This window comes from Bacillus sp. TL12 (genome assembly GCF_022625245.1).
Classification (GTDB): Bacteria; Bacillota; Bacilli; order Bacillales; family Bacillaceae_G; genus Bacillus_A.
The window spans coordinates 1-17,471 of record NZ_JAJJBY010000042.1 but is presented as its reverse complement, the minus strand read 5'-3'; the positions used below and the strand labels follow the sequence as shown (position 1 = coordinate 17,471).

General features: G+C 35.7%; 25 protein-coding genes and 1 pseudogene. 2 read left to right on the top strand and 24 right to left on the bottom strand.

Annotated elements, in window-relative coordinates:
• Positions 1 to 53: 53 nt before the first annotated feature.
• The 13 genes and pseudogenes from LOK41_RS24340 to LOK41_RS24280 form a co-directional block, all read right to left on the bottom strand.
• Positions 54 to 1,265: pseudogene (locus LOK41_RS24340) on the bottom strand (hypothetical protein); the annotation flags it as partial.
• 235 nt (positions 1,266 to 1,500) lie between these two features.
• The gene (locus LOK41_RS24335; RefSeq protein WP_241818666.1) at positions 1,501 to 1,863 is read right to left on the bottom strand and encodes a hypothetical protein; all 363 of its coding nucleotides are present in this window, start codon (positions 1,861 to 1,863) and stop codon (positions 1,501 to 1,503) included.
• Positions 1,864 to 1,869: 6 nt separating this feature from the next.
• Positions 1,870 to 2,439 carry a major tail protein gene (locus LOK41_RS24330; RefSeq protein ID WP_241818665.1) on the bottom strand — a complete coding sequence of 190 codons (570 nt, stop codon included), beginning with the start codon at positions 2,437 to 2,439 and terminating at the stop codon, positions 1,870 to 1,872.
• The gene (locus LOK41_RS24325; protein ID WP_241818664.1) at positions 2,440 to 2,769 is read right to left on the bottom strand and encodes a hypothetical protein; all 330 of its coding nucleotides are present in this window, start codon (positions 2,767 to 2,769) and stop codon (positions 2,440 to 2,442) included.
• The gene (locus tag LOK41_RS24320; protein WP_241818663.1) at positions 2,766 to 3,122 is read right to left on the bottom strand and encodes an HK97 gp10 family phage protein; all 357 of its coding nucleotides are present in this window, start codon (positions 3,120 to 3,122) and stop codon (positions 2,766 to 2,768) included. The genes LOK41_RS24325 and LOK41_RS24320 overlap by 4 nt, the downstream gene beginning before the upstream one ends.
• Entirely contained in the window at positions 3,115 to 3,414 is a 300-nt protein-coding gene (locus LOK41_RS24315) for a phage head closure protein (protein ID WP_241818662.1), read from the bottom strand. The genes LOK41_RS24320 and LOK41_RS24315 overlap by 8 nt, the downstream gene beginning before the upstream one ends.
• Positions 3,411 to 3,680, bottom strand: coding sequence for a head-tail connector protein (locus tag LOK41_RS24310; RefSeq protein ID WP_241818661.1), 270 nt, complete (start codon positions 3,678 to 3,680; stop codon positions 3,411 to 3,413). The genes LOK41_RS24315 and LOK41_RS24310 overlap by 4 nt, the downstream gene beginning before the upstream one ends.
• Positions 3,673 to 3,834: a hypothetical protein gene (locus tag LOK41_RS24305; RefSeq protein ID WP_241818660.1), complete on the bottom strand. Its 162-nt coding sequence runs from the start codon at positions 3,832 to 3,834 to the stop codon at positions 3,673 to 3,675. Before LOK41_RS24305 ends, LOK41_RS24310 begins: the two co-directional genes overlap by 8 nt.
• A 14-nt stretch (positions 3,835 to 3,848) precedes the next feature.
• On the bottom strand, positions 3,849 to 5,027 hold the full coding sequence (locus tag LOK41_RS24300; protein WP_241818659.1) for a phage major capsid protein: 1,179 nt from the start codon (positions 5,025 to 5,027) through the stop codon (positions 3,849 to 3,851).
• 14 nt (positions 5,028 to 5,041) lie between these two features.
• Positions 5,042 to 5,626 (bottom strand): HK97 family phage prohead protease, encoded by a 585-nt coding sequence (locus LOK41_RS24295; RefSeq protein ID WP_241818679.1) that lies wholly within the window; start codon positions 5,624 to 5,626, stop codon positions 5,042 to 5,044.
• Complete coding sequence (locus tag LOK41_RS24290) at positions 5,577 to 6,806, bottom strand: phage portal protein (RefSeq protein ID WP_241818658.1); 1,230 nt, start codon at positions 6,804 to 6,806, stop codon at positions 5,577 to 5,579. The genes LOK41_RS24295 and LOK41_RS24290 overlap by 50 nt, the downstream gene beginning before the upstream one ends.
• A gap of 13 nt (positions 6,807 to 6,819) precedes the next feature.
• Complete coding sequence (locus LOK41_RS24285) at positions 6,820 to 8,520, bottom strand: terminase large subunit (RefSeq protein ID WP_241818657.1); 1,701 nt, start codon at positions 8,518 to 8,520, stop codon at positions 6,820 to 6,822.
• Positions 8,517 to 8,879 (bottom strand): hypothetical protein, encoded by a 363-nt coding sequence (locus LOK41_RS24280; protein ID WP_241818656.1) that lies wholly within the window; start codon positions 8,877 to 8,879, stop codon positions 8,517 to 8,519. The genes LOK41_RS24285 and LOK41_RS24280 overlap by 4 nt, the downstream gene beginning before the upstream one ends.
• 252 nt (positions 8,880 to 9,131) lie before the next feature.
• Between LOK41_RS24280 and LOK41_RS24275 the strand changes: the two genes are divergently transcribed.
• The gene (locus tag LOK41_RS24275; RefSeq protein WP_241818655.1) at positions 9,132 to 9,845 is read left to right on the top strand and encodes a hypothetical protein; all 714 of its coding nucleotides are present in this window, start codon (positions 9,132 to 9,134) and stop codon (positions 9,843 to 9,845) included.
• 105 nt (positions 9,846 to 9,950) lie between these two features.
• On the opposite strand, the gene LOK41_RS24270 is transcribed toward LOK41_RS24275, so the two are convergent.
• From LOK41_RS24270 to LOK41_RS24235, 8 genes are all read right to left on the bottom strand, one after another.
• On the bottom strand, positions 9,951 to 10,265 hold the full coding sequence (locus LOK41_RS24270) for an HNH endonuclease signature motif containing protein (protein WP_241818654.1): 315 nt from the start codon (positions 10,263 to 10,265) through the stop codon (positions 9,951 to 9,953).
• Between the two features lie 162 nt (positions 10,266 to 10,427).
• Positions 10,428 to 11,177 carry a DNA-methyltransferase gene (locus LOK41_RS24265; protein ID WP_241818653.1) on the bottom strand — a complete coding sequence of 250 codons (750 nt, stop codon included), beginning with the start codon at positions 11,175 to 11,177 and terminating at the stop codon, positions 10,428 to 10,430.
• A gap of 378 nt (positions 11,178 to 11,555) precedes the next feature.
• The gene (locus LOK41_RS24260; RefSeq protein ID WP_241818652.1) at positions 11,556 to 11,849 is read right to left on the bottom strand and encodes a hypothetical protein; all 294 of its coding nucleotides are present in this window, start codon (positions 11,847 to 11,849) and stop codon (positions 11,556 to 11,558) included.
• 200 nt (positions 11,850 to 12,049) lie between these two features.
• Complete coding sequence (locus LOK41_RS24255) at positions 12,050 to 12,592, bottom strand: site-specific integrase (protein WP_241818651.1); 543 nt, start codon at positions 12,590 to 12,592, stop codon at positions 12,050 to 12,052.
• The gene (locus tag LOK41_RS24250; protein ID WP_241818650.1) at positions 12,592 to 13,074 is read right to left on the bottom strand and encodes an ArpU family phage packaging/lysis transcriptional regulator; all 483 of its coding nucleotides are present in this window, start codon (positions 13,072 to 13,074) and stop codon (positions 12,592 to 12,594) included. Before LOK41_RS24250 ends, LOK41_RS24255 begins: the two co-directional genes overlap by 1 nt.
• 27 nt (positions 13,075 to 13,101) lie before the next feature.
• Positions 13,102 to 13,272, bottom strand: a complete 171-nt coding sequence (locus tag LOK41_RS24245; RefSeq protein ID WP_241818649.1) for a hypothetical protein — start codon at positions 13,270 to 13,272, stop codon at positions 13,102 to 13,104.
• A 112-nt stretch (positions 13,273 to 13,384) separates the two neighbouring features.
• On the bottom strand, positions 13,385 to 13,711 hold the full coding sequence (locus LOK41_RS24240) for a hypothetical protein (protein ID WP_241818648.1): 327 nt from the start codon (positions 13,709 to 13,711) through the stop codon (positions 13,385 to 13,387).
• Positions 13,712 to 14,003: 292 nt separating this feature from the next.
• A complete protein-coding gene (locus LOK41_RS24235; protein WP_241818647.1) occupies positions 14,004 to 15,173 on the bottom strand; it encodes a pectinesterase in 1,170 nt (389 codons plus the stop codon).
• Positions 15,174 to 15,362: 189 nt separating this feature from the next.
• Here LOK41_RS24235 and LOK41_RS24230 point away from each other — a divergent pair, with 189 nt between their 5' ends.
• Complete coding sequence (locus tag LOK41_RS24230) at positions 15,363 to 15,647, top strand: DUF4183 domain-containing protein (RefSeq protein ID WP_241818646.1); 285 nt, start codon at positions 15,363 to 15,365, stop codon at positions 15,645 to 15,647.
• Between the two features lie 57 nt (positions 15,648 to 15,704).
• Here LOK41_RS24230 and LOK41_RS24225 read toward each other — a convergent pair whose 3' ends face one another.
• The 3 genes from LOK41_RS24225 to LOK41_RS24215 form a co-directional block, all read right to left on the bottom strand.
• Positions 15,705 to 16,145, bottom strand: coding sequence for a DUF4183 domain-containing protein (locus tag LOK41_RS24225; protein ID WP_481748834.1), 441 nt, complete (start codon positions 16,143 to 16,145; stop codon positions 15,705 to 15,707).
• Positions 16,146 to 16,277: 132 nt separating this feature from the next.
• Positions 16,278 to 16,460, bottom strand: a complete 183-nt coding sequence (locus LOK41_RS24220; RefSeq protein WP_241818645.1) for a DNA strand exchange inhibitor protein — start codon at positions 16,458 to 16,460, stop codon at positions 16,278 to 16,280.
• 385 nt (positions 16,461 to 16,845) lie between these two features.
• The gene (locus LOK41_RS24215) at positions 16,846 to 17,448 is read right to left on the bottom strand and encodes a hypothetical protein (protein ID WP_241818644.1); all 603 of its coding nucleotides are present in this window, start codon (positions 17,446 to 17,448) and stop codon (positions 16,846 to 16,848) included.
• Positions 17,449 to 17,471: the final 23 nt, after the last annotated feature.

Genomic DNA, 17,471 nt, shown 5'->3' with positions numbered 1-17,471 from the left:
TGAATTAAAGGAGTTTTTCATTGTATGTCGCCATACAAGGGAACTATAATCTAATTCCAAGTGCCTGTTTCGACTCCTGCTTCCATAATTGCCTGTATTTCTTCAGCTTTGAAACCCGCTCGAGTTAACTGTCCTCCATATTCAGCAATGATATCTAATTGTTCAGGTGGGAATCCGGCTTTTAAAAGTGCATCAGCCATAGCTATTGCATTTTCTTGAGATATCCCTAACTCATTTCCAATTTCATACGTCTCTTGAATTAATTCAGTAAAATCTAAGCCAGCATACGAATTAGCAATAACAGCAGCCTGTTTAGCAATAGCTGTATTTGCTTCGTCTGAAGCGTTTTTATTTAGTACCCATTGGCGTCTTACTCCTTCAAGTGATGCTTCTGCATCGACACCATATGCTTCTACACTTCTAACGGCTTCTTCTACTGACTTTTTCGATTCCTCAGGAACATCAAAAGTAATATCAATTTTTGTTTTTAATTTAGAAGTATCAAGTGCGGTTTCAAGCACTTTACCTATGCCAGCACCAGCCGCTGCAGCGCCTAACATGTTTTCTAATTCAATATTCAAATCATTAACGTCATTTTGAGCTCTTTCAGCCTCTCGTGATAAATCTCTTAATTCATTTCTCACATTTTCAATTGAATTCCCATCATCTAGAGAAGATAGCGCACGTCTTAATTTATCAATATCCGTATCGGTTCCTAAAGCTTCTCGTCCTATACGTTCAATTGCTTCTTCTAATTGTGATGATGTAGCTGTTCCATTTCGAATTGCTGTTGTTAATCGACCACCTAATATATCAGCGAATTGATCAACGCTTGTTCCTGTTGCATCAAAAAGAGTATTTAATTCACGAGTTGAACGTGCGGCTCTTTCTTGCTCATCTTTCATGTTCTTTAATTGGTTTTGAAGTCCACCTAAGGAACCTTCTGTATACTCAAGTTCACGCCTAAATGCCCGGTACTGCTCTTCTCCAATGTCTCCACGCTCAAATTGAGCCTGTACTTGCTGTTCAGCTGCTTTTAATTGGCTTAACTTTTCAGTTGTTGCTTCAATACGCTGAGTTAATAGCTGTTGTTTTTGCGCTAATGCTTCCACGTTACCTGGATTGAATTTTAATAATCGTTCAACATCTTTTAATTCTTTCGCTAAATCATTGCTACGTTTATTTACATCTTTTAAGGCGTTCTGAAGTCCAGTGGTTTCACCACCGATTTCAACTGTAATACCTTTTATTCTACTTCCTGCCATAGTCTCACCTCTCTTTCTTAGAAGGCGTTAAAGTCTTTTTGAGTAGCATTTCTTGTATTTTGTTTTTCCTTTTGTGGATTCTGCATTTCAACATATTCGTCAATGTAATCTAAGCAGTCACCTATCGTCATATCCTCTAAATCTATTTTTGAGAGTTTGCATGAATAGCAAAGAGCAAGGAATGTATCAACGGAAAAATCACCGTCATCTCCTTGCTCTTCTTGCCCATTACTTGTTATTTTTTTTTTGATTGAACAGTGCTTTTAATTAAATCTTGAATTCCAGTAATAATCTCAGCAATCGGAAACTCACCAAATGTATCAAGCCATGATAATGGATCTGGAACACTTTTATCTGCCGTCTTAGCAAACGCCCAAACTAAGTTATATATAACTTCAAAATCTAATCTACTCAAATCCGCTTGAGTAAAGTCGATATTCTCCTGCTCGCCATTAGGGGAAATCAATGAAGAAAGTACACCTAAACTAAGAATATCCGCGAACATGTCACGTCTAAATTGAGACTTATAACGGATAGCTGTACCAGCGGTACTTTTTAAAAGTACATTTTTATCATCAATTACAATTGTTTTTTCCATCTATTTTCACGCTCCTGTTTTTTCATAAGGCTTTGTATACCAAGCATCATAAACAGATGCTGGTGTACCTACTGTTGTGGAAGTCTTAACCTTAAAGTTTGTTGGGTGTTGTGCTGCAACAAATGATAATTCAGTTGTGCTTGGCTCAGTTTTATCACTCTTTGTGGAAGATGAAGCACCAGGACGTGCAACAGATACGTTATAAAGGACATGACGTGTCGCTTTTACATCTCCATCAAACTCAAACATAAGAGCGATTTTCTTAATTTTTGCATTTGAAACTTCTGTAAGCACTTTGTCCGTTGCATCTAAAATTTCGCCTAAAACATCAGTACGAAAAGCTTCTGTGATATTCGCAATGTTTAATGTACCTTCATATCCTTGGTTACTTGATTCAGTATAGTAATTGCTATCATCCGCATAAAAGTCAGTTTGTTCACCTTTTGGCTCTAATTTCATTTCTACCGCACCAGGTAATTTCCCAACCGTACCATATGTGATTTTTCCAGTATCATCTTCAGTAATTACGCTGTAATGCACCTTTTTTAAACCAAATACAACTTTATTTTCAGGCATTTACATCAACCTCATTTCATATATTTTTTGATATAATTTTTCAGATTCAATAAAAGCCTCAAATGATTCGTAAGGTATCTCAAGATCATCTAAGACTTTCTCTAACTTGGCTTCTGCAACCAAATCTTTTCTTAATGTATAAAGTTCAATACTGACATCATTTACTTTTTGATATACCTTGTTATCAGCCATGAGATTGGCTGAACCGTTCACAAGAAAGCAAATATAAGGTGGATTAGGAACTGGATTATCTGGAGTTGCTGTAAAATGCGAATAAGCCACAGAATAACCTGTAGCATCAAGAATTTTCTTTAATTCAGCTAACGTCATTGACTAACCGCCCTTTCCACACGTTCTAATAAATCAGCTATTGCTCTTTCTTCAGCTGGAGCAATATGAACTTTAGCCGGAACACGACCGCCACCTTTTTTTGCATGACCTTTTTCTAACAAATGAGTTAATTGATAGTGGGTTTTATTATGGATAATATATTTCTTTCCTTCTTTCTTCTTACGCCACCCTTTACGATACTTACCAGTCCTTTTTGGACTATTTTGTTGTAAGTCATCTACAAGATTATCTGAAACTTCTTCTGTAGCTTTCTCAACATCTTCTTCAAGCGCGTTAGAATATCTTTGCAGCTCTCTTGCAATCTCATTTGCAAAATCGTTAATACTAGACACCGGCTTTCACCTCACAATACAATTCAACCTTTTCATCTTCTCTTTCGTATGTGCGGTAAATACTATACGTTTTCTCACTATATTTCACTTTAGTTTCTTCTTGATAGTCCAACGAATGAACAATCAATGTACAACTAGCTTTAATTCCACTTTGCCCAGCTTGGAAAAATTCCGATTGTGGAACAGACTTTTTCTTACAAAACACTTGTCTACTAAATGTTTTGATTTCCTCTTTTTGTCCTAGTTCATCTTCAATAATTGTAACAACTGGAAAAAATAAAATATCGTTCATTTATAATCACCTGCTAAAGTTAGGTGGTTTCTAAGCATGTTATAAGATAATTGGAATCGTTCTGCTTCTTTTGCATCTGGAATAAAATTAGCTTTTACATAAGTAATAATCGCTCGTTTAATAAGTGGATCAGTGTCCACATTCACTTTTGTAGAAGCAACGCCCGACAACATTAAGTCATGCCGGGCTGCTTCAATTAGATCTGAAATTTCATCATCAAGAGCATTATGAGAAACACGCAATGCTTTTTTTACAACATCAAGCATCTTTCTTCACCGTTTTCTTAGGTGGTGTACTTAAATATCCTTCTTTAACTAAAAAGGTGATACGTTTAGAATCTGCTGATTCGTACATATCACCTTCCGAATATCCTATTTGTGTATCTTTATCGATAAACGGCTTAATAACTAAGCTTTTCATCTGCTATCAGCTCCTTAAACTGCTGCCTTTTTAAGAACTACAAGAGAGTTAACATTTACCGCTTTACCATCGACAACCATAATTGCTTTTGTTACCATATCATCTGTTAAGTTATCTTCATATTTTTTAACACCCATTTGATAATTAGTGTTCAAAATATAATCACTGAAATTGAATAAGAAAGCGAATGGTTTACCAACTACCGCCGTTGAAAAGCTATCAATATAGTTGCAAAGCACAACTTGACGTCCTAACAGAACTCGTTCTGTTTTTCCATTAATACCATAGTTTACTCTTGCGATAGGTTGTCCATTTGCATCTACCATCCCAGCATAAGACATAAACGTTTTCTTTGTCATGCACCAAACTGCACCATCTTCATATTCAAGAGGTAACGCTGCTTCTGCATCAACTAATGTTTTATACTCAATTTTAGCAATATCTAACGATTGCCCTGCAACAGGTGTTTCAGTCAAAATACCTTTTGGTTGACCAGAACCAGTTCCGTTGATAATTGATTGCTCAATCGCTTTTGTCATTGCTTCCACAACATTGTTGATTAAAGTAGATTCAAAGACCGATAGTGCCATAGTATCAACTTCTAAAGAAACTGCTACAGCACAGCGTAATTTGTAGTAATTAAATGTAATGCTACCAGTCGTTTTCTTTTGAGTATCACTTCCAGCTCCTTCAGCTACCCATGTTGCTACTGGTTTAACAGAAGAAGTCGGAATGCTCACTCCACCTTTAATTGCAGTACGTGTAACAAGTGGAAGAATCATTCCTACAGCTTCAATTTTTTCAATAATTTGATTCAATACTGTTTGCGGAATAACAGAACCAACATCGCCAGTTTTTGTAATCGCATTTGCACGAATTTCAGCAGGAATTGCTTCACCACGTAACACATAATTCATGAAAGCATTTCGGTATTCAAGGGAATCCGTACCAAATTCTCGCTGCTCACCTTGTGGATCAGTATTAAACGTTTGAATTGTACGAGTTTCAGGTGCTCCACCTTCATTGATAGCACTAGCTTCTTGTAATAAACGTTGACGTGTTTCAATTCCATTTTGTTCTTCACTTAGTTCACGTAATTCAGTTTCCAATGCTGCTAAATCAACTTCTCCAGTACCTTCTAATGCTGTGCGGATTTCCGCTTTACGTTGTAAAATTTCTTGTAAACGATTCATATTATCATTCTCCTCTATAAATAAGTTTTTATGATTAGTCTTTTACGTAATTCATCTTGCTCACGATCTTCTACAAATTGTTTGTAAGGGTCATAACCTCTTGCACTTACCTCTGAATCTGGATAAGCCGGAAAAGCAACCGCGCTTACTTCTAATAATTTAGCTTTGGTTACAGTCCGTAACATAAGATCATCGTCCGGTTCGTTAATCTCCTCAGTAATCATACTAAAACCAAAGCTAACACCATCGACATCGCCACGCTTAATCGTTTCATATGTGTCATTTCCAAGCGTTGTTTTTGGTAATGTCAATTCGAACCTTAATCCAATGGAATCTTCCGCCAATTGCAAAGTGTTGTTCTTTGTTCTACCCAATACTTTAGAAGTATCATGTGCCCACAAGAAACGCTGGTCATCTTTTTGCAATGACTCTAAGAATGCACCTTGTCGGAATTGCTCGCGGAATTTTCGGTAATAACCCATAACAACCGAATTCTTCTCCCACTTTACAGCGTATCCTGAAAGAATTTTATTACCCTCAGCATCTTCTCTAATTTCCATTCCCTGAGTTACTATTTCCCTGAGCTCCGTCTTTTCCACTATTCTCACCTCCTTTACCAGTAACATTTCCATCTTTAACTAATGCTGTATCTAATCGACGGATTGGTTTATCTCCGCCTTCTATTGGTCCGAGAGAAAGAATTGAACGCCATTCATTTGGTGTCATTGCTCCTCTATCTACCATTTGAACAAGGTTCATTTTTGTGGACATAGAAGCATATTGAAGACTTGATGCTTCAAAGATAATCTTGTTACCGAATCCTCTTTCACGACGTGAAAAAAGCTTCCTGGTGTATTCTCCAGCAAGCTGCATCGCTAATGGTTCAATTTCGCTCTCGAAGTAGGATATCCATTCATCTTCTGTATACTTACTTTGTATAATTTTTTCGTTTGTATTGAAAAAATTATAAATCCTTTGAGTAGTTTCCTGCATTTGCTTAGAATCTGGAACAAATGCTTCCGGTTTAACTTGTTCTAAATCATAACGTGGATCAGATGAAGCAGCTCCACCGTTAACATTATCGATACTTAAATAATTGTTAACAAAGTTTTGTACTTGTGTATTAATATCCTCTTGCTTTAGAACGGACTTAAATTTCAATATCCATTTCACTACTGCACTATTTTTAATTGCTTTTACAATCCCTTGATCGGTAGTTGTAACTATGTCCATCAATGAGGATAGTGATTTTCCTGGATGTTCTCCGAAAAAGTCATCTTCATTGAAATCTTTTCTGAGATGAATTACATCCACATATGGGACGGTCATTCTCTTTCCGTTTTTAAAGTAAAATCTTAAGAAAATATCACCTTGAACTCCTTCCACAACTTCTACAGTTACACAAGGAATGGGATAAATTTCAGTGGCAAACCCTAGATCATCCCGTTTAATGTAAGCAAATGCATTATGATTAAGTTCTAATTGAACTGTCATTTTTTCTTGAAACATTTGACCCGTCATTAATGGATTCGGCTCTTCTAAAATAAACCTCATATATGGATCAGGATTCACTTTAAATTCATTTGCATTATCCCTAATATGTTTAGCAATTAATTTACCTACTGCTTTTGCTTTAGGACGTATACAAGCTCTAATAATATCACTCTCATAGATACTTCCATTCCAGGAGAAAAAACCTCCTCCATTATCGTTTATCATTTCAAAACGAGTTGTAGTAGGGGATTGTTTCTTTCCAAATATCTTATCAAATAACCCCAATTTCTCACCTCCCTTAAATCATATTTAAGTAATCATTACGTTTTTCTTGAAGTACTACATATGCATTTAAAAGAGCTGCTGTACCATCAATACGACGTCGCTGATTATTTGTTTTGTTCGACTGTATATTAAGGTTTTTATCAACATCAATGGCTGTGTTCGATAAACACCATTTATCAATAGGATTGTTATTATAATTTACTAATTTTGATTCTAAATCTGCTCCTAATAACTTCATAGGACTAGAAAGAGTTTGTTTACCTTGAGCAATTGGAACCATCGCTTCTTTACCAAAGTACCCTTCCATTTCTTCAACCCAATATTTCGCGGACCATCTATCATAACCAATCCAAGGGATATAAATACCAAGTTCATCTCGCATTTCTAAGAACCATTCTGTTACAAATTTATAATGAACAGAATTACCTGGTGTGGTCCTTAATAATCCTTGTTCGCACCATAAATCATAAGGTATTTTATCCTCTTTACTTCTTTGTTCAAGTAAATCTTCTGGAAGCCAATACATTTGTTTAACATAGATATGTGGATCGTTTTGAACCATAAAAATAACCTTCGCTGCGGTTAAGTCAGTTGTGGAAGATAAGTCACAACCGCCAATACCATATGAAGGTTTTAATTTTGCTATATCAAAGATAACTTTATTATTTAACTGTTCAAATGTTAACCATGCTTCTGTACTTGTCTCACGTATATTAAAATCTTTCGTTAATAAGTTTTTAACAAGTAATGGATTAGCTTTTGCTTTATTAACCTTGGTTTCTAATTGGTCAACTTTTTTAATGGTCCCAAGACCCGGATTAGCCTTCTTCCAAGTTTTTTCATCCGTCCATTCTTCTCGTTTGTCCAATTCATAAATAATTGGCAGAAATCTATCGTCTTTATAACCGTCTGGATCATCAAAACCATTTAAAAGCATTTCAGCTTCTTCATATTTCATATCATAAACGGATTCACGAATAGTTCCAGCTGTTGTAATCATAAAAATCATTGGCTGTTCCCTTGCGGAAGTACCATCTACTATAACATCGTATAAGTTTTTATCTTTCCAAGCATGAATTTCATCCATCATAGCACCGTGAACGTTAAGACCATCAAGAGTTTCTGAATCGCTCCCTAATGGTTTAAATGTACTATCATTAAAATCTGCATTCAACTCACGAACAAGCGGTTTAATTCGTTTTAATAGCACTGGTGACTTTTTAACCATTCTTTTCGCATCTAACCAAACTAATTTCGCTTGGTCTAATTTAGTAGCTACAGCATAAATCTCTGCCCCAGGTTCTCCATCTGCTACTTGTAAATACAAACCGATACCAGAAGCAATTGTTGATTTACCATTTTTACGAGCCACAATCAATAAGACTTCTCTGTACTTTCTTGTACCATCAATCTTATGAACAAAGCCAAACGATGCAGCTAAAAATGCCTTTTGCCATAACTCTAATTCAATCGGCTTACCGCCCCACTTGCCTTTCGAATGTTTGCAAAAATTCTCAATAAATTCAATTACATGATTTGCTTTCTTAGAATCATACTCGAATACAGAAGAAGTATCATAAACATCGTCAACAAGCTTCTTATATATTCGTCTAACTTTACTAGATACGATTACTTCCCCAGATTCGATTTGATTGTAATACTCAATGATTGGATTATAAGCTAACGGATACTGCTTTCTTACTCGTTTACTCATTTATCAGCCACAAAATCATCGAATCCGTCATCATCTTCTTTAGGTTGTTCTTTTGGAAGTAGATCTATCAATTGTTTCATAACTTGGGCATGGTTTTTCGTCATATTGTTATGCACCTCTACATCGGAGGACTTTTTAGTACCGAATTGATTGGCTCCATTTTGATATTGCTCTGTAGTACCATTCTTATTAATTTTCTCTTGCAGGTCTTCTAAAGTGACGGCCATAAAAGCAGCATTCTTAATGAGTGAAGAAACTGCTCTTTTCTTTTTTGGTTCTAAATTTTTCAATAAGCTGTTTAATCTTGTTATTTCTCGCTTAATTCTTTTTTCTATTTCTAAAACTTGATCGTTACTCATAAGTAATCACTCCTTTCATGACCACACCCCCCACGCGTGCGACCCATGTGTTACGTGAAGCTCCCCCCTCGGTCCCTATCAAATTTAAAATTATATTTTTTAAAGGGGGGGATTATTAATTTTATTTTCTTCTAAAAGATCCTGAATGGCTTTATTTATTATTTTTCATGAGGTAAACATACAAGAAAAAGAATTTGGTTTGCAATAAAATAATATAAGCGTTTGTTATTTTATTTTAGGAGTTGATTTCCCTTGCAGTCTAATGATAAAAGACATTGCCCCCCATGTCCTTGTCCTGTCCCTGATCCTGTTAGTATTCCTATTCAAAGTATTCAAGGAACACCAGGACCACAAGGAATACCAGGACCTCCGGGACCACAGGGAATACAAGGAATACAAGGAATACCAGGACCAGGTGCGATAGAATCTGCGTTTAGGGCCATAAAAACTCAGGAGAGTGGTCAAACCGTTCCTGCGGTTACTGAGGTGACTGTTACTTTTCAAACTGAACAATTCGATTTTGGAAATGAATATAACAATTTGGATACCTTTATACCAAGCCAAGATGGAATATATTCAATTGTTGCAAATATTATATTTATTCCAGATGATTTTACAGTCACTTATACTATTGGATTTGCAGTTATCGTCAATGGTACTCCTGTCGCAACTGCTGTAGAAACTACCCCTGGTGATCCAGAACTTGAGCGTGCTACGGTCCTTGATATCTCAACTATTTATGGACTACATGCAGGAGATGTTGTGACCATCGTCGTTTCTAGTAGTGCTAGTGGTACAGTTGTTCAATTTCTTGATGATGAAACAACTCATTTTGCGGCATCGAGATTTCCTTTTACGAGTCCAGTTCCTTTTGCTTTTGCACGATCTTCTTCACTCCTTAGCCGTATTACAGGAAAAGCCACAAATACTAAAACATCTATCCTAAAAAGAATGACACCTTCTTAATTTAAAAGGTGTCTTTTTTAAATTCTAGTAAGAACACTGGATAGATTCTAAAGAATTTACTACATAATAAATTCACAACGGTTAGATAATACCAAGCTCCCATTTTCATCCATCTTGTCTACAGCTTCTAATCAAATCTCCATTCTCATCAAACATTACATCTTCTCTAATCAATACAGACTTACCAAACGTCTTTGTATTATGACAAGGTAAGCATAAGTATTGTAGGTTCTCGTGGTTCAATGTTATATCTGGATTGTTTATATTGTCTGGTGTAATCTCCACAATATGGTCAACGATGTATCCTGGTTCTTCTTTACAATGCTCACACATTCCATCTAGTGTTGAAGATATATATGATGCTCTACATTTCTTCCATGCTGTTGACTTATAAAACTTCCTTGCATATTCCTTTGCCATTTCCCCACTCCACATCATTCATTAATCTAATTCTTTTACTTCCTTTGCTTTAATGAATTGAATCATAAGTAGTAAACAAATTGTCATTCCTACACAATATCCAACGAAGCAACCTAACCAAAACATTCCGTCACTTCCTTCCCTAAAATTAAAAGCACCCCGTTAAGGATGCTTAATTGTTTGTATATGTTTTGCTACTCGTTCATTTCCTAACTTCCAATACTCTTCATCCATTTCAAATCCAATGTAATTTCTATTCGTATTAATGCATGCGATAGCAGTTGTAAATGATCCCATGCAGTTATCTAATACTGTTTCGCCTTCTTTTGTATATGTCTTGATCAGATACTCGAAAAGAGCTACTGGCTTTTGTGTTGGGTGAAATGTTTTACTTTCCCTTGGAAAATCTAATATTGATTTAGGATAATTTGTATACTTGGTTACATGAACCTTATTTAATGATTCATTATTTCTTTTGCCAAAGATTTTTAATTTCTTGTCTGTACTTTTTTTATAAATCGGCTTATCTAATAAAACCAAATCTTGAGGATAATACTTTGGTAACTTCTTATAAAAGACTAATACATTTTCATGATTCTTTAATGGCATTCTGTTTGCATTCGGAAAACCTGTTGTATGATTCCCTTTCTTCCAGATCCATTCATAACGAAATAACTTCATATTAGAAGCAATTACCTTTGTAGTAAATGGCTGGCTCGCTGTTAAAAGAATAGCACCATTGTCTTTTATGATTCGTTCATATTGTTCCCATAACTTATCAAACGGAATAATCTCATCCCAATGACAGGAAGTCGTTCCGTAAGGCAAATCACACAGGATTAAATCAATTGATTTATCCTCAATCATTTTCATTCCTTCTAAGCAATCCATATTAAATACTTGATTCAACATTTGTTATCCCATCCATTTCTATTGTCTAAAATTTCATGAAAGCGTTAGAAGTTATTCAGTCAATAGAATGTGGTATGTGAAGTTTTATTCTTCTCTCAGTCACCTGATGTCGTTTACTCAACTGCACCTACACAGTATCAAGTGGCTGAGAGAAGAGCAAAAAGCCCTCTTCTACATTAACGGTATCATTCGATCAGTACCATCTGCTGGTTACGGATTTTATGTGCCGTCATTATGAAGCCGTTTAGAATTTTATAAATGAATCCTCGTGAGTAATGTTTTCCGCCACTACTCACAATACAAATATAACACGGGAATTCCAAAACAACCGGTACATTTACTGCCAAAAAGCGGTCACGACTCTGCCACTTTTTTTAATTAATCGTTAAAACTAACTAATTCACCAGATCCTTTTAATTCAACAGAATCATTTGTTACTCTCTTTACCATTACACTTCCTTTTAATTCTTTCATATATTCAGCGGAAAAAGTAATGTTTAAATGCTCTCTATTCCGTATTGCGTTTCTGAATATTGAACTTTGTTCTGCTTCTTCAATTTCTAAACTCCAACTTGTAGAACCTACTTTATGTACATATAAATATGCTCTATCAAATTGAATCTCTTCATCAAACCCTTTTACAAATAAACTGTTCACAATATACGTCGCCATACTATCACCTCCTTATTATTTAATTCTAACAAATCACTTTATTAGATTGATAGTATGAGTTACCCATATCTTATATTGTGTGTAACTGAGTCTATTTCTGAATCCCTTGGTATCAGTGAATTTATAAGACTTTCTTTTTTGAGTTACACAGTACAAAATTTATGAGTAACTGTATAAATTAAAAAGAAAAAAAGCAATGATTAGATTTTAAACCTAGTCATTGCTCTATCCATTGCATCTTGGTTTACACCTATATATCGAAGTGTTACCTTCTCTGATGAATGATTGAATATCTCCATAAGTAATGCTATATTCTTAGTTTGCATGTACATATGGTATCCGTAGGTATTTCTTAAAGTATGTGTACCTATCTCATCCAATCCAAACTCTGCTGCAGCTCCGCTTAATATCTTATATGCCATACTGCGACCAATGGGACGATTCTTCCCTTGTCTGCTTTGTAACAGATACTCATGATCTTCTCTGTCCTCATTGAACCATTTCAGCTCTCTTTTTAATGTAGATGTAATCTGAATTCGCTTTTGTTTTCCTGTTTTCTTTTCTCGCATAGAGATATGACTTCCTTTTACATCACCTACCTTCAATTTCAGAATGTCACTGATTCTTAAACCTGTATTAATTCCCATGATAAATAAAATGTAATTACGTGCGCTCTTTTCTTTGAAATAGTCTTTTAATTGTTGTATTTGCTCTGGATCACGTATTGGCTGAACGAAATTCATTATTCATTACCTCCAGCTTCTTCTTTCTCATAAACTTCTAATCTAAGTGCAAAAGCCAGCTTATAAAACGCTCTAGCTTTAACACGTCGATAAGTACGTTCGCTCATTCCGATTTCGTTATAAACCATGTAATCACATACATCTTCATCTTCTAAATAACGCTTAATGATGATGTTTCTTTGATCATTTCCAGCACGTCCATTACCCAAGCGGCTTAGAAATTGGTCAATGCGAAATGACATGTTCTCAATCCACTTTTCCCGTTCACTTTGCTGTACGTTTGCTATTGCAACATCTTCTAACGGTTTTCCAACATCGTGTGTAGGTCCATGATATCTAACTTCATAAGAAGGAGTGACTTTCATTTCCTTACGAATCATTCCAAACTGCCTATATATACGTACACTTTCAAGAACACCCTCTAATTTCTCTTGTGTTGCTGCTCTATCGATTTTTGGTAAGAAAGATAATTGTTTAGTCATGTAAGACCACTCCTTTTTATTTATTAATTACTTCTGTCTTAATGCTCCGCGTCTACGTTCATAACGTGGTCCACGAATCCCCATTAAATCCTCAATATCACGTGTGCTTAATTTCTCTTTTCGTTTTTTCTTCTTTTTCTTTTTTGCTTGATTTGCTTGCTTTTGCCACTCACGTAATTGGTCTTTTAATGCTTTCATTTTCCCCATCTCCCTTTTCAAAATAAAAAGGACACCATTCCTTAAAACAGTTGTAATTACTGTTCTAAAAATTGGTGTCCTCTAGTTTTCTAGCCGGACTATATTCAAAGGATTATTTTGTTGAAATTAATTCGTTTAACTCTCCATACTTTGCATTAGTTCCTTTTATCCATAGATCAACACGTTCTTTATTCGTATCAATTCTTCGTTTTGCTTTCTCAATTGCAAACCACTTTTTAAATGAGTTTGCTATCCCATAACCAGTAGTCAATTCAGATACGACATGCATACAAGTCTTCTCGTTAAAATGAGTTACCAAATGCACTCCATTGTGTTCCCCTATATATGCACCTTCTACCATTTCTAGGGTACGAGCAAATCCTAAATTTACTGGTACCCAGAACCTAGACGATTGCTTTGTATCTGGTTTTATTAACATTTCCCTCATCCCCCCTGAATAAAAATCAATATTCCGTCAATACTGTAGACAACCCATTAAATTACTTTCTCCTTGTTCCCCCTTGGAGGATGAGCAGTTAGCTTTTGCTAGCTGCTCTTTTTAGTTGCATAGATTTTCTATTCAAAATAATTTTCCACATTTAAATCGAACAAGTATATACTATTGTATAGAAATCCTCCACTCATAGAAATCCGTTTTTCTAAGAGCACCGTTCGAAGGTGCTCTTTTTTAATTGTCTACAAAATAAAGTTTTCTTCGGTTATAAGGATTCTTAGAAAATATCAGCTTGTATTACAGTATCCGTTGTAGTGCTTCCAGTAGCAGTGGTTACTTTTAATGAAATGCTATCCCCTGCTTGAAATGTCACAGAACCATTATTATTTATATTAGATGTCTGGGCACCAGTTAGTGAAACTGTAAGAGGTGTATCTACACCATTTTTTCGAATCGTCCAAGTATCTGTATTTGTGCCTCCCGGACCAACTCGAGCACGGATTGCTAATGATTTGACAATTGCTTTTTGACTCATTCGGATAAAGACTTCTGTGGCTGAGACAGCCGATGTACCTGGTCGATAAAAGCGAGTTGCACCAGTTGGTAAACCAGCAGGATCTGCCCAAATAATCGTATTGGGCTGTAGAACTGTAGTAAAGCCTAAATTGTTAGCATTGGAATTTATAAGGTTTGCTGAACTTAAAGTCAACGTTCCAGCTGTTTGAGATACATCCGCTGTAGCACCTTGCACCGATGCTAAACGTAAGCTTAATTGCGCCCCCGCCCGATTCACTTCTGCCCCTATATAAGATCCTGCTCCGCCTAAATTAGTAGTGGTCAAATTAATGTCTCGACAATGAAAATTATGCGGATTCGTATTAACTAATATTGCTCTTTTATTTCCCAAGCCAGCTGATCTTGTTGTTATCGTTGTTGCTCTAACAGCACTTATACTGTCATCTGGCGTTCCTGTTCCAAAAGAATGAATCGCATAAACATCGGAAGTTCCAACTGTTGATGCTGTTGAATTATCTACAGTGATAACTGCTGTTCTTAATCTAGATGTTTGTGATGTTGTCCCAGGAAAAGCCACCCCTGTTAAACTCACATGGTTAGAGGAAGTTAATAGTACCGTAATATCTTCTACTCTTGTATTTTCACCCATTGTAAGTACAGTAGTATTTGATGCCACATTCTGTCGACGAATGATTACCGTTGACAAATGAATCCCTCGCAATGAATTTCCATTAGGAATGACAACTATCTCATCATAAATTCCAGGAAACACAAGAATTGTAATTCCTGTAGCACCTATTGCATTAATCGCTGTTATCGCACCATTAATTGTTTTAAAAGGATTTCCTCCAATGAAAGCCGTTGAATCATTTCCTGATTTCATGACTACAGCTGTATTGGCCCTGGATATTAATAGTTCTTGCAAGCTCATCTAGTTTTATTTCTCCTTTCAGTTCAGATGATATTTGTTATTACACTCTACTAATAAAAATCATATTAAACTTGAGTATTGTATTTATATGATTCATAAGCCGTTTCTCAATTGAATAGGTAACATAATATAAGTATATGGATAAGCTTCTTCGCTTGTTCAAATACAATAAAAAAGAGGTGAAAATCATTGCCTATTGTTAAACCTTTTATTGCTGGAAGAAAATTTGTAAGTACAGCCGCAACAGGAACTACAGCTGGAGCAGATTTAACCTTTGCTAATACTGATTTTACAAATGACGCAGGTGCTGTAACGACATTCCCTGCATCATTTGCGTATTTCAGTTTGTACATTAATGGTGTACTACAAACGGCTGATACTGTAACTGGAGTTACCACTACTGCAATCACTATTGTGGGTGGTGCTGTCCTTGATCCAGCTACTCCACTTGTAATTGAATTTGTTGTAACATAATCAGTTGTAGTTTTCAGACAGGCTTCTAAGAAGCCTGTCATTTTTCATATACGCATTCTAATTAATAATAATGAACTGGAGAATAATAGATGCTCCTGCTACAGGGACATCAGGACCTACTAAAGTCAATTGTCCTGCTTGAACTTGATATTCAGTTTGTGGTTGAAGAATACCGTTAATAAATAAATTCATATACGAAACTTCACTTGGTGGAAGTATTTGAGTCGTTCCAAGCGTTGGATCGCCATCAGCATTTGTATAAACTAATTTTTGTCCATCTGAAAATGTAAAGTACATTAAATTCGTGGTTGGTATTGGACTAGGGACTGAGGGTCCTGGTGGTCCTGGTGGCCCAGGCGGTCCTGGTGGACCAGGAGAGCCTGAAGTTCTTGAAATAAATGGATAGCTAATGGGCTCTGGAACTGGACAAGAAATAGCTACTCTATATAAATTTTCTGATTCCTGGGAATGACATTTAGCCCTCTTATTTTGTCGCATCTATATCCCTCTAATCTTTTATTTTTTATACAATTAGTTTCATTATATGAACGGACAAATCAATTGACGTAATGAAAATGCTCAAGCATCACCCTTTACCATTTCCTTTTTTCTATAAAATGAAATTTTTGTTTAGTTTTTATTGATATTGTTACGTGTTTTCATCTCTTCAATTAGATAATTGATTTTAAGTAGTAACGCCTGTTCACTTTTAAAGTCATCTTCCGTAATTCCATCGCGTAACATATATTTCAATATTGCGTGTTTCATGGTGTGTAATTGCTTATAAGAGAACTTTGCTAAGATTCCGCTCATTTTAATCTCCTTTCCTTACAATATCGCCATTCCTAATCCTTGTAGCAATTGCCCTTTGTAACCTTTCGCTAATTGGTCTCGGTTCATCATTAATTAATCCGCACTTAGAGCAATACTTTATCCATCGTTCCAATGGTTTGCTGTAATCAAATCCCCTAAAATCATGTTCACAGTTATCGTTAAGCATATGTCCTCCTCCACCTTAAGACTCTAAATTTATTCAAATAGCGTTTTTGTATTAATTTCTTGCACACTTTCCACAAACATTCGTAGAGTGTATGGAGAGAGAAATAATTCTAAAGGCATCGAATCTCCTCTTGAAGGATCGTGAACCGTTGCACGATCTTTCTTACATAAACACTTTCTTATCCAAATAACTATTTTGTTATAAAGTCACTGCTTCTGCTGCAGGTTTATTTTTCTCTAATTGCTCAATGGCCATGTGTAACCCCAACCAGTAGCCAATTAAACGACGCGGTAATCTTTTACCGAAATTCCAAACATCTTCCATCGTATCAGAATCTAATGAGCTATTATGATAAACATCACTTAACCAAAAGTGGTAACTTTCCATAGATGAACTCTCACCAATCGCTGAAATAATGCCATCATATACTTCTTGTCCGCTTTCTGTTGTTTCATTCATATCGTATTCTTTCCAATATTCATCAAGTTCCCTTTTAGCCTTTTCTTCATCGAAATTCCAACGTTCTTCACAAAATGCCGTTAACTTTCCAGTAAAATATCCTAAATCGAATCCTTTGATATTTTCTAATGTTGCTGGACATGTAAGGTTGTACACAGCTTCACCGATATCACCAGAAACAAACACGTTATATCCTGAAAGAACAAATTTAGTGCGATACATATTGGTCCCAGGCTTGCCCCAATAAATAACCTGTAATCCTTCTTCACCTTGAATTTCAGCCACATGATCTTCAAACCAATCCTCTTTAATGTCTTTAGTTGCTTTTTCAATGTATTCCATTTTCCATTTCCCCCTTTTTGTAC

Bases quoted from the DNA above. Each gene is read 5' to 3' on its own strand.
- LOK41_RS24250 (WP_241818650.1), bottom strand. From the start codon at position 13,074: ATGACTAAACAATTATCTTTCTTACCAAAAATCGATAGAGCAGCAACA.
- LOK41_RS24255 (WP_241818651.1), bottom strand. From the start codon at position 12,592: ATGAATTTCGTTCAGCCAATACGTGATCCAGAGCAAATACAACAATTA.
- LOK41_RS24270 (WP_241818654.1), bottom strand. From the start codon at position 10,265: ATGGCAAAGGAATATGCAAGGAAGTTTTATAAGTCAACAGCATGGAAG.
- LOK41_RS24215 (WP_241818644.1), bottom strand. From the start codon at position 17,448: ATGGAATACATTGAAAAAGCAACTAAAGACATTAAAGAGGATTGGTTT.
- LOK41_RS24240 (WP_241818648.1), bottom strand. From the start codon at position 13,711: ATGTTAATAAAACCAGATACAAAGCAATCGTCTAGGTTCTGGGTACCA.
- LOK41_RS24220 (WP_241818645.1), bottom strand. From the start codon at position 16,460: ATGAGCGGAATCTTAGCAAAGTTCTCTTATAAGCAATTACACACCATG.
- LOK41_RS24260 (WP_241818652.1), bottom strand. From the start codon at position 11,849: ATGGCGACGTATATTGTGAACAGTTTATTTGTAAAAGGGTTTGATGAA.
- LOK41_RS24315 (WP_241818662.1), bottom strand. From the start codon at position 3,414: ATGAACGATATTTTATTTTTTCCAGTTGTTACAATTATTGAAGATGAA.
- LOK41_RS24305 (WP_241818660.1), bottom strand. From the start codon at position 3,834: ATGAAAAGCTTAGTTATTAAGCCGTTTATCGATAAAGATACACAAATA.
- LOK41_RS24335 (WP_241818666.1), bottom strand. From the start codon at position 1,863: ATGGAAAAAACAATTGTAATTGATGATAAAAATGTACTTTTAAAAAGT.
- LOK41_RS24225 (WP_481748834.1), bottom strand. From the start codon at position 16,145: ATGCGACAAAATAAGAGGGCTAAATGTCATTCCCAGGAATCAGAAAAT.
- LOK41_RS24280 (WP_241818656.1), bottom strand. From the start codon at position 8,879: ATGAGTAACGATCAAGTTTTAGAAATAGAAAAAAGAATTAAGCGAGAA.
- LOK41_RS24300 (WP_241818659.1), bottom strand. From the start codon at position 5,027: ATGAATCGTTTACAAGAAATTTTACAACGTAAAGCGGAAATCCGCACA.
- LOK41_RS24285 (WP_241818657.1), bottom strand. From the start codon at position 8,520: ATGAGTAAACGAGTAAGAAAGCAGTATCCGTTAGCTTATAATCCAATC.
- LOK41_RS24310 (WP_241818661.1), bottom strand. From the start codon at position 3,680: ATGCTTGATGTTGTAAAAAAAGCATTGCGTGTTTCTCATAATGCTCTT.
- LOK41_RS24245 (WP_241818649.1), bottom strand. From the start codon at position 13,272: ATGAAAGCATTAAAAGACCAATTACGTGAGTGGCAAAAGCAAGCAAAT.
- LOK41_RS24330 (WP_241818665.1), bottom strand. From the start codon at position 2,439: ATGCCTGAAAATAAAGTTGTATTTGGTTTAAAAAAGGTGCATTACAGC.
- LOK41_RS24325 (WP_241818664.1), bottom strand. From the start codon at position 2,769: ATGACGTTAGCTGAATTAAAGAAAATTCTTGATGCTACAGGTTATTCT.
- LOK41_RS24265 (WP_241818653.1), bottom strand. From the start codon at position 11,177: ATGTTGAATCAAGTATTTAATATGGATTGCTTAGAAGGAATGAAAATG.
- LOK41_RS24235 (WP_241818647.1), bottom strand. From the start codon at position 15,173: ATGAGCTTGCAAGAACTATTAATATCCAGGGCCAATACAGCTGTAGTC.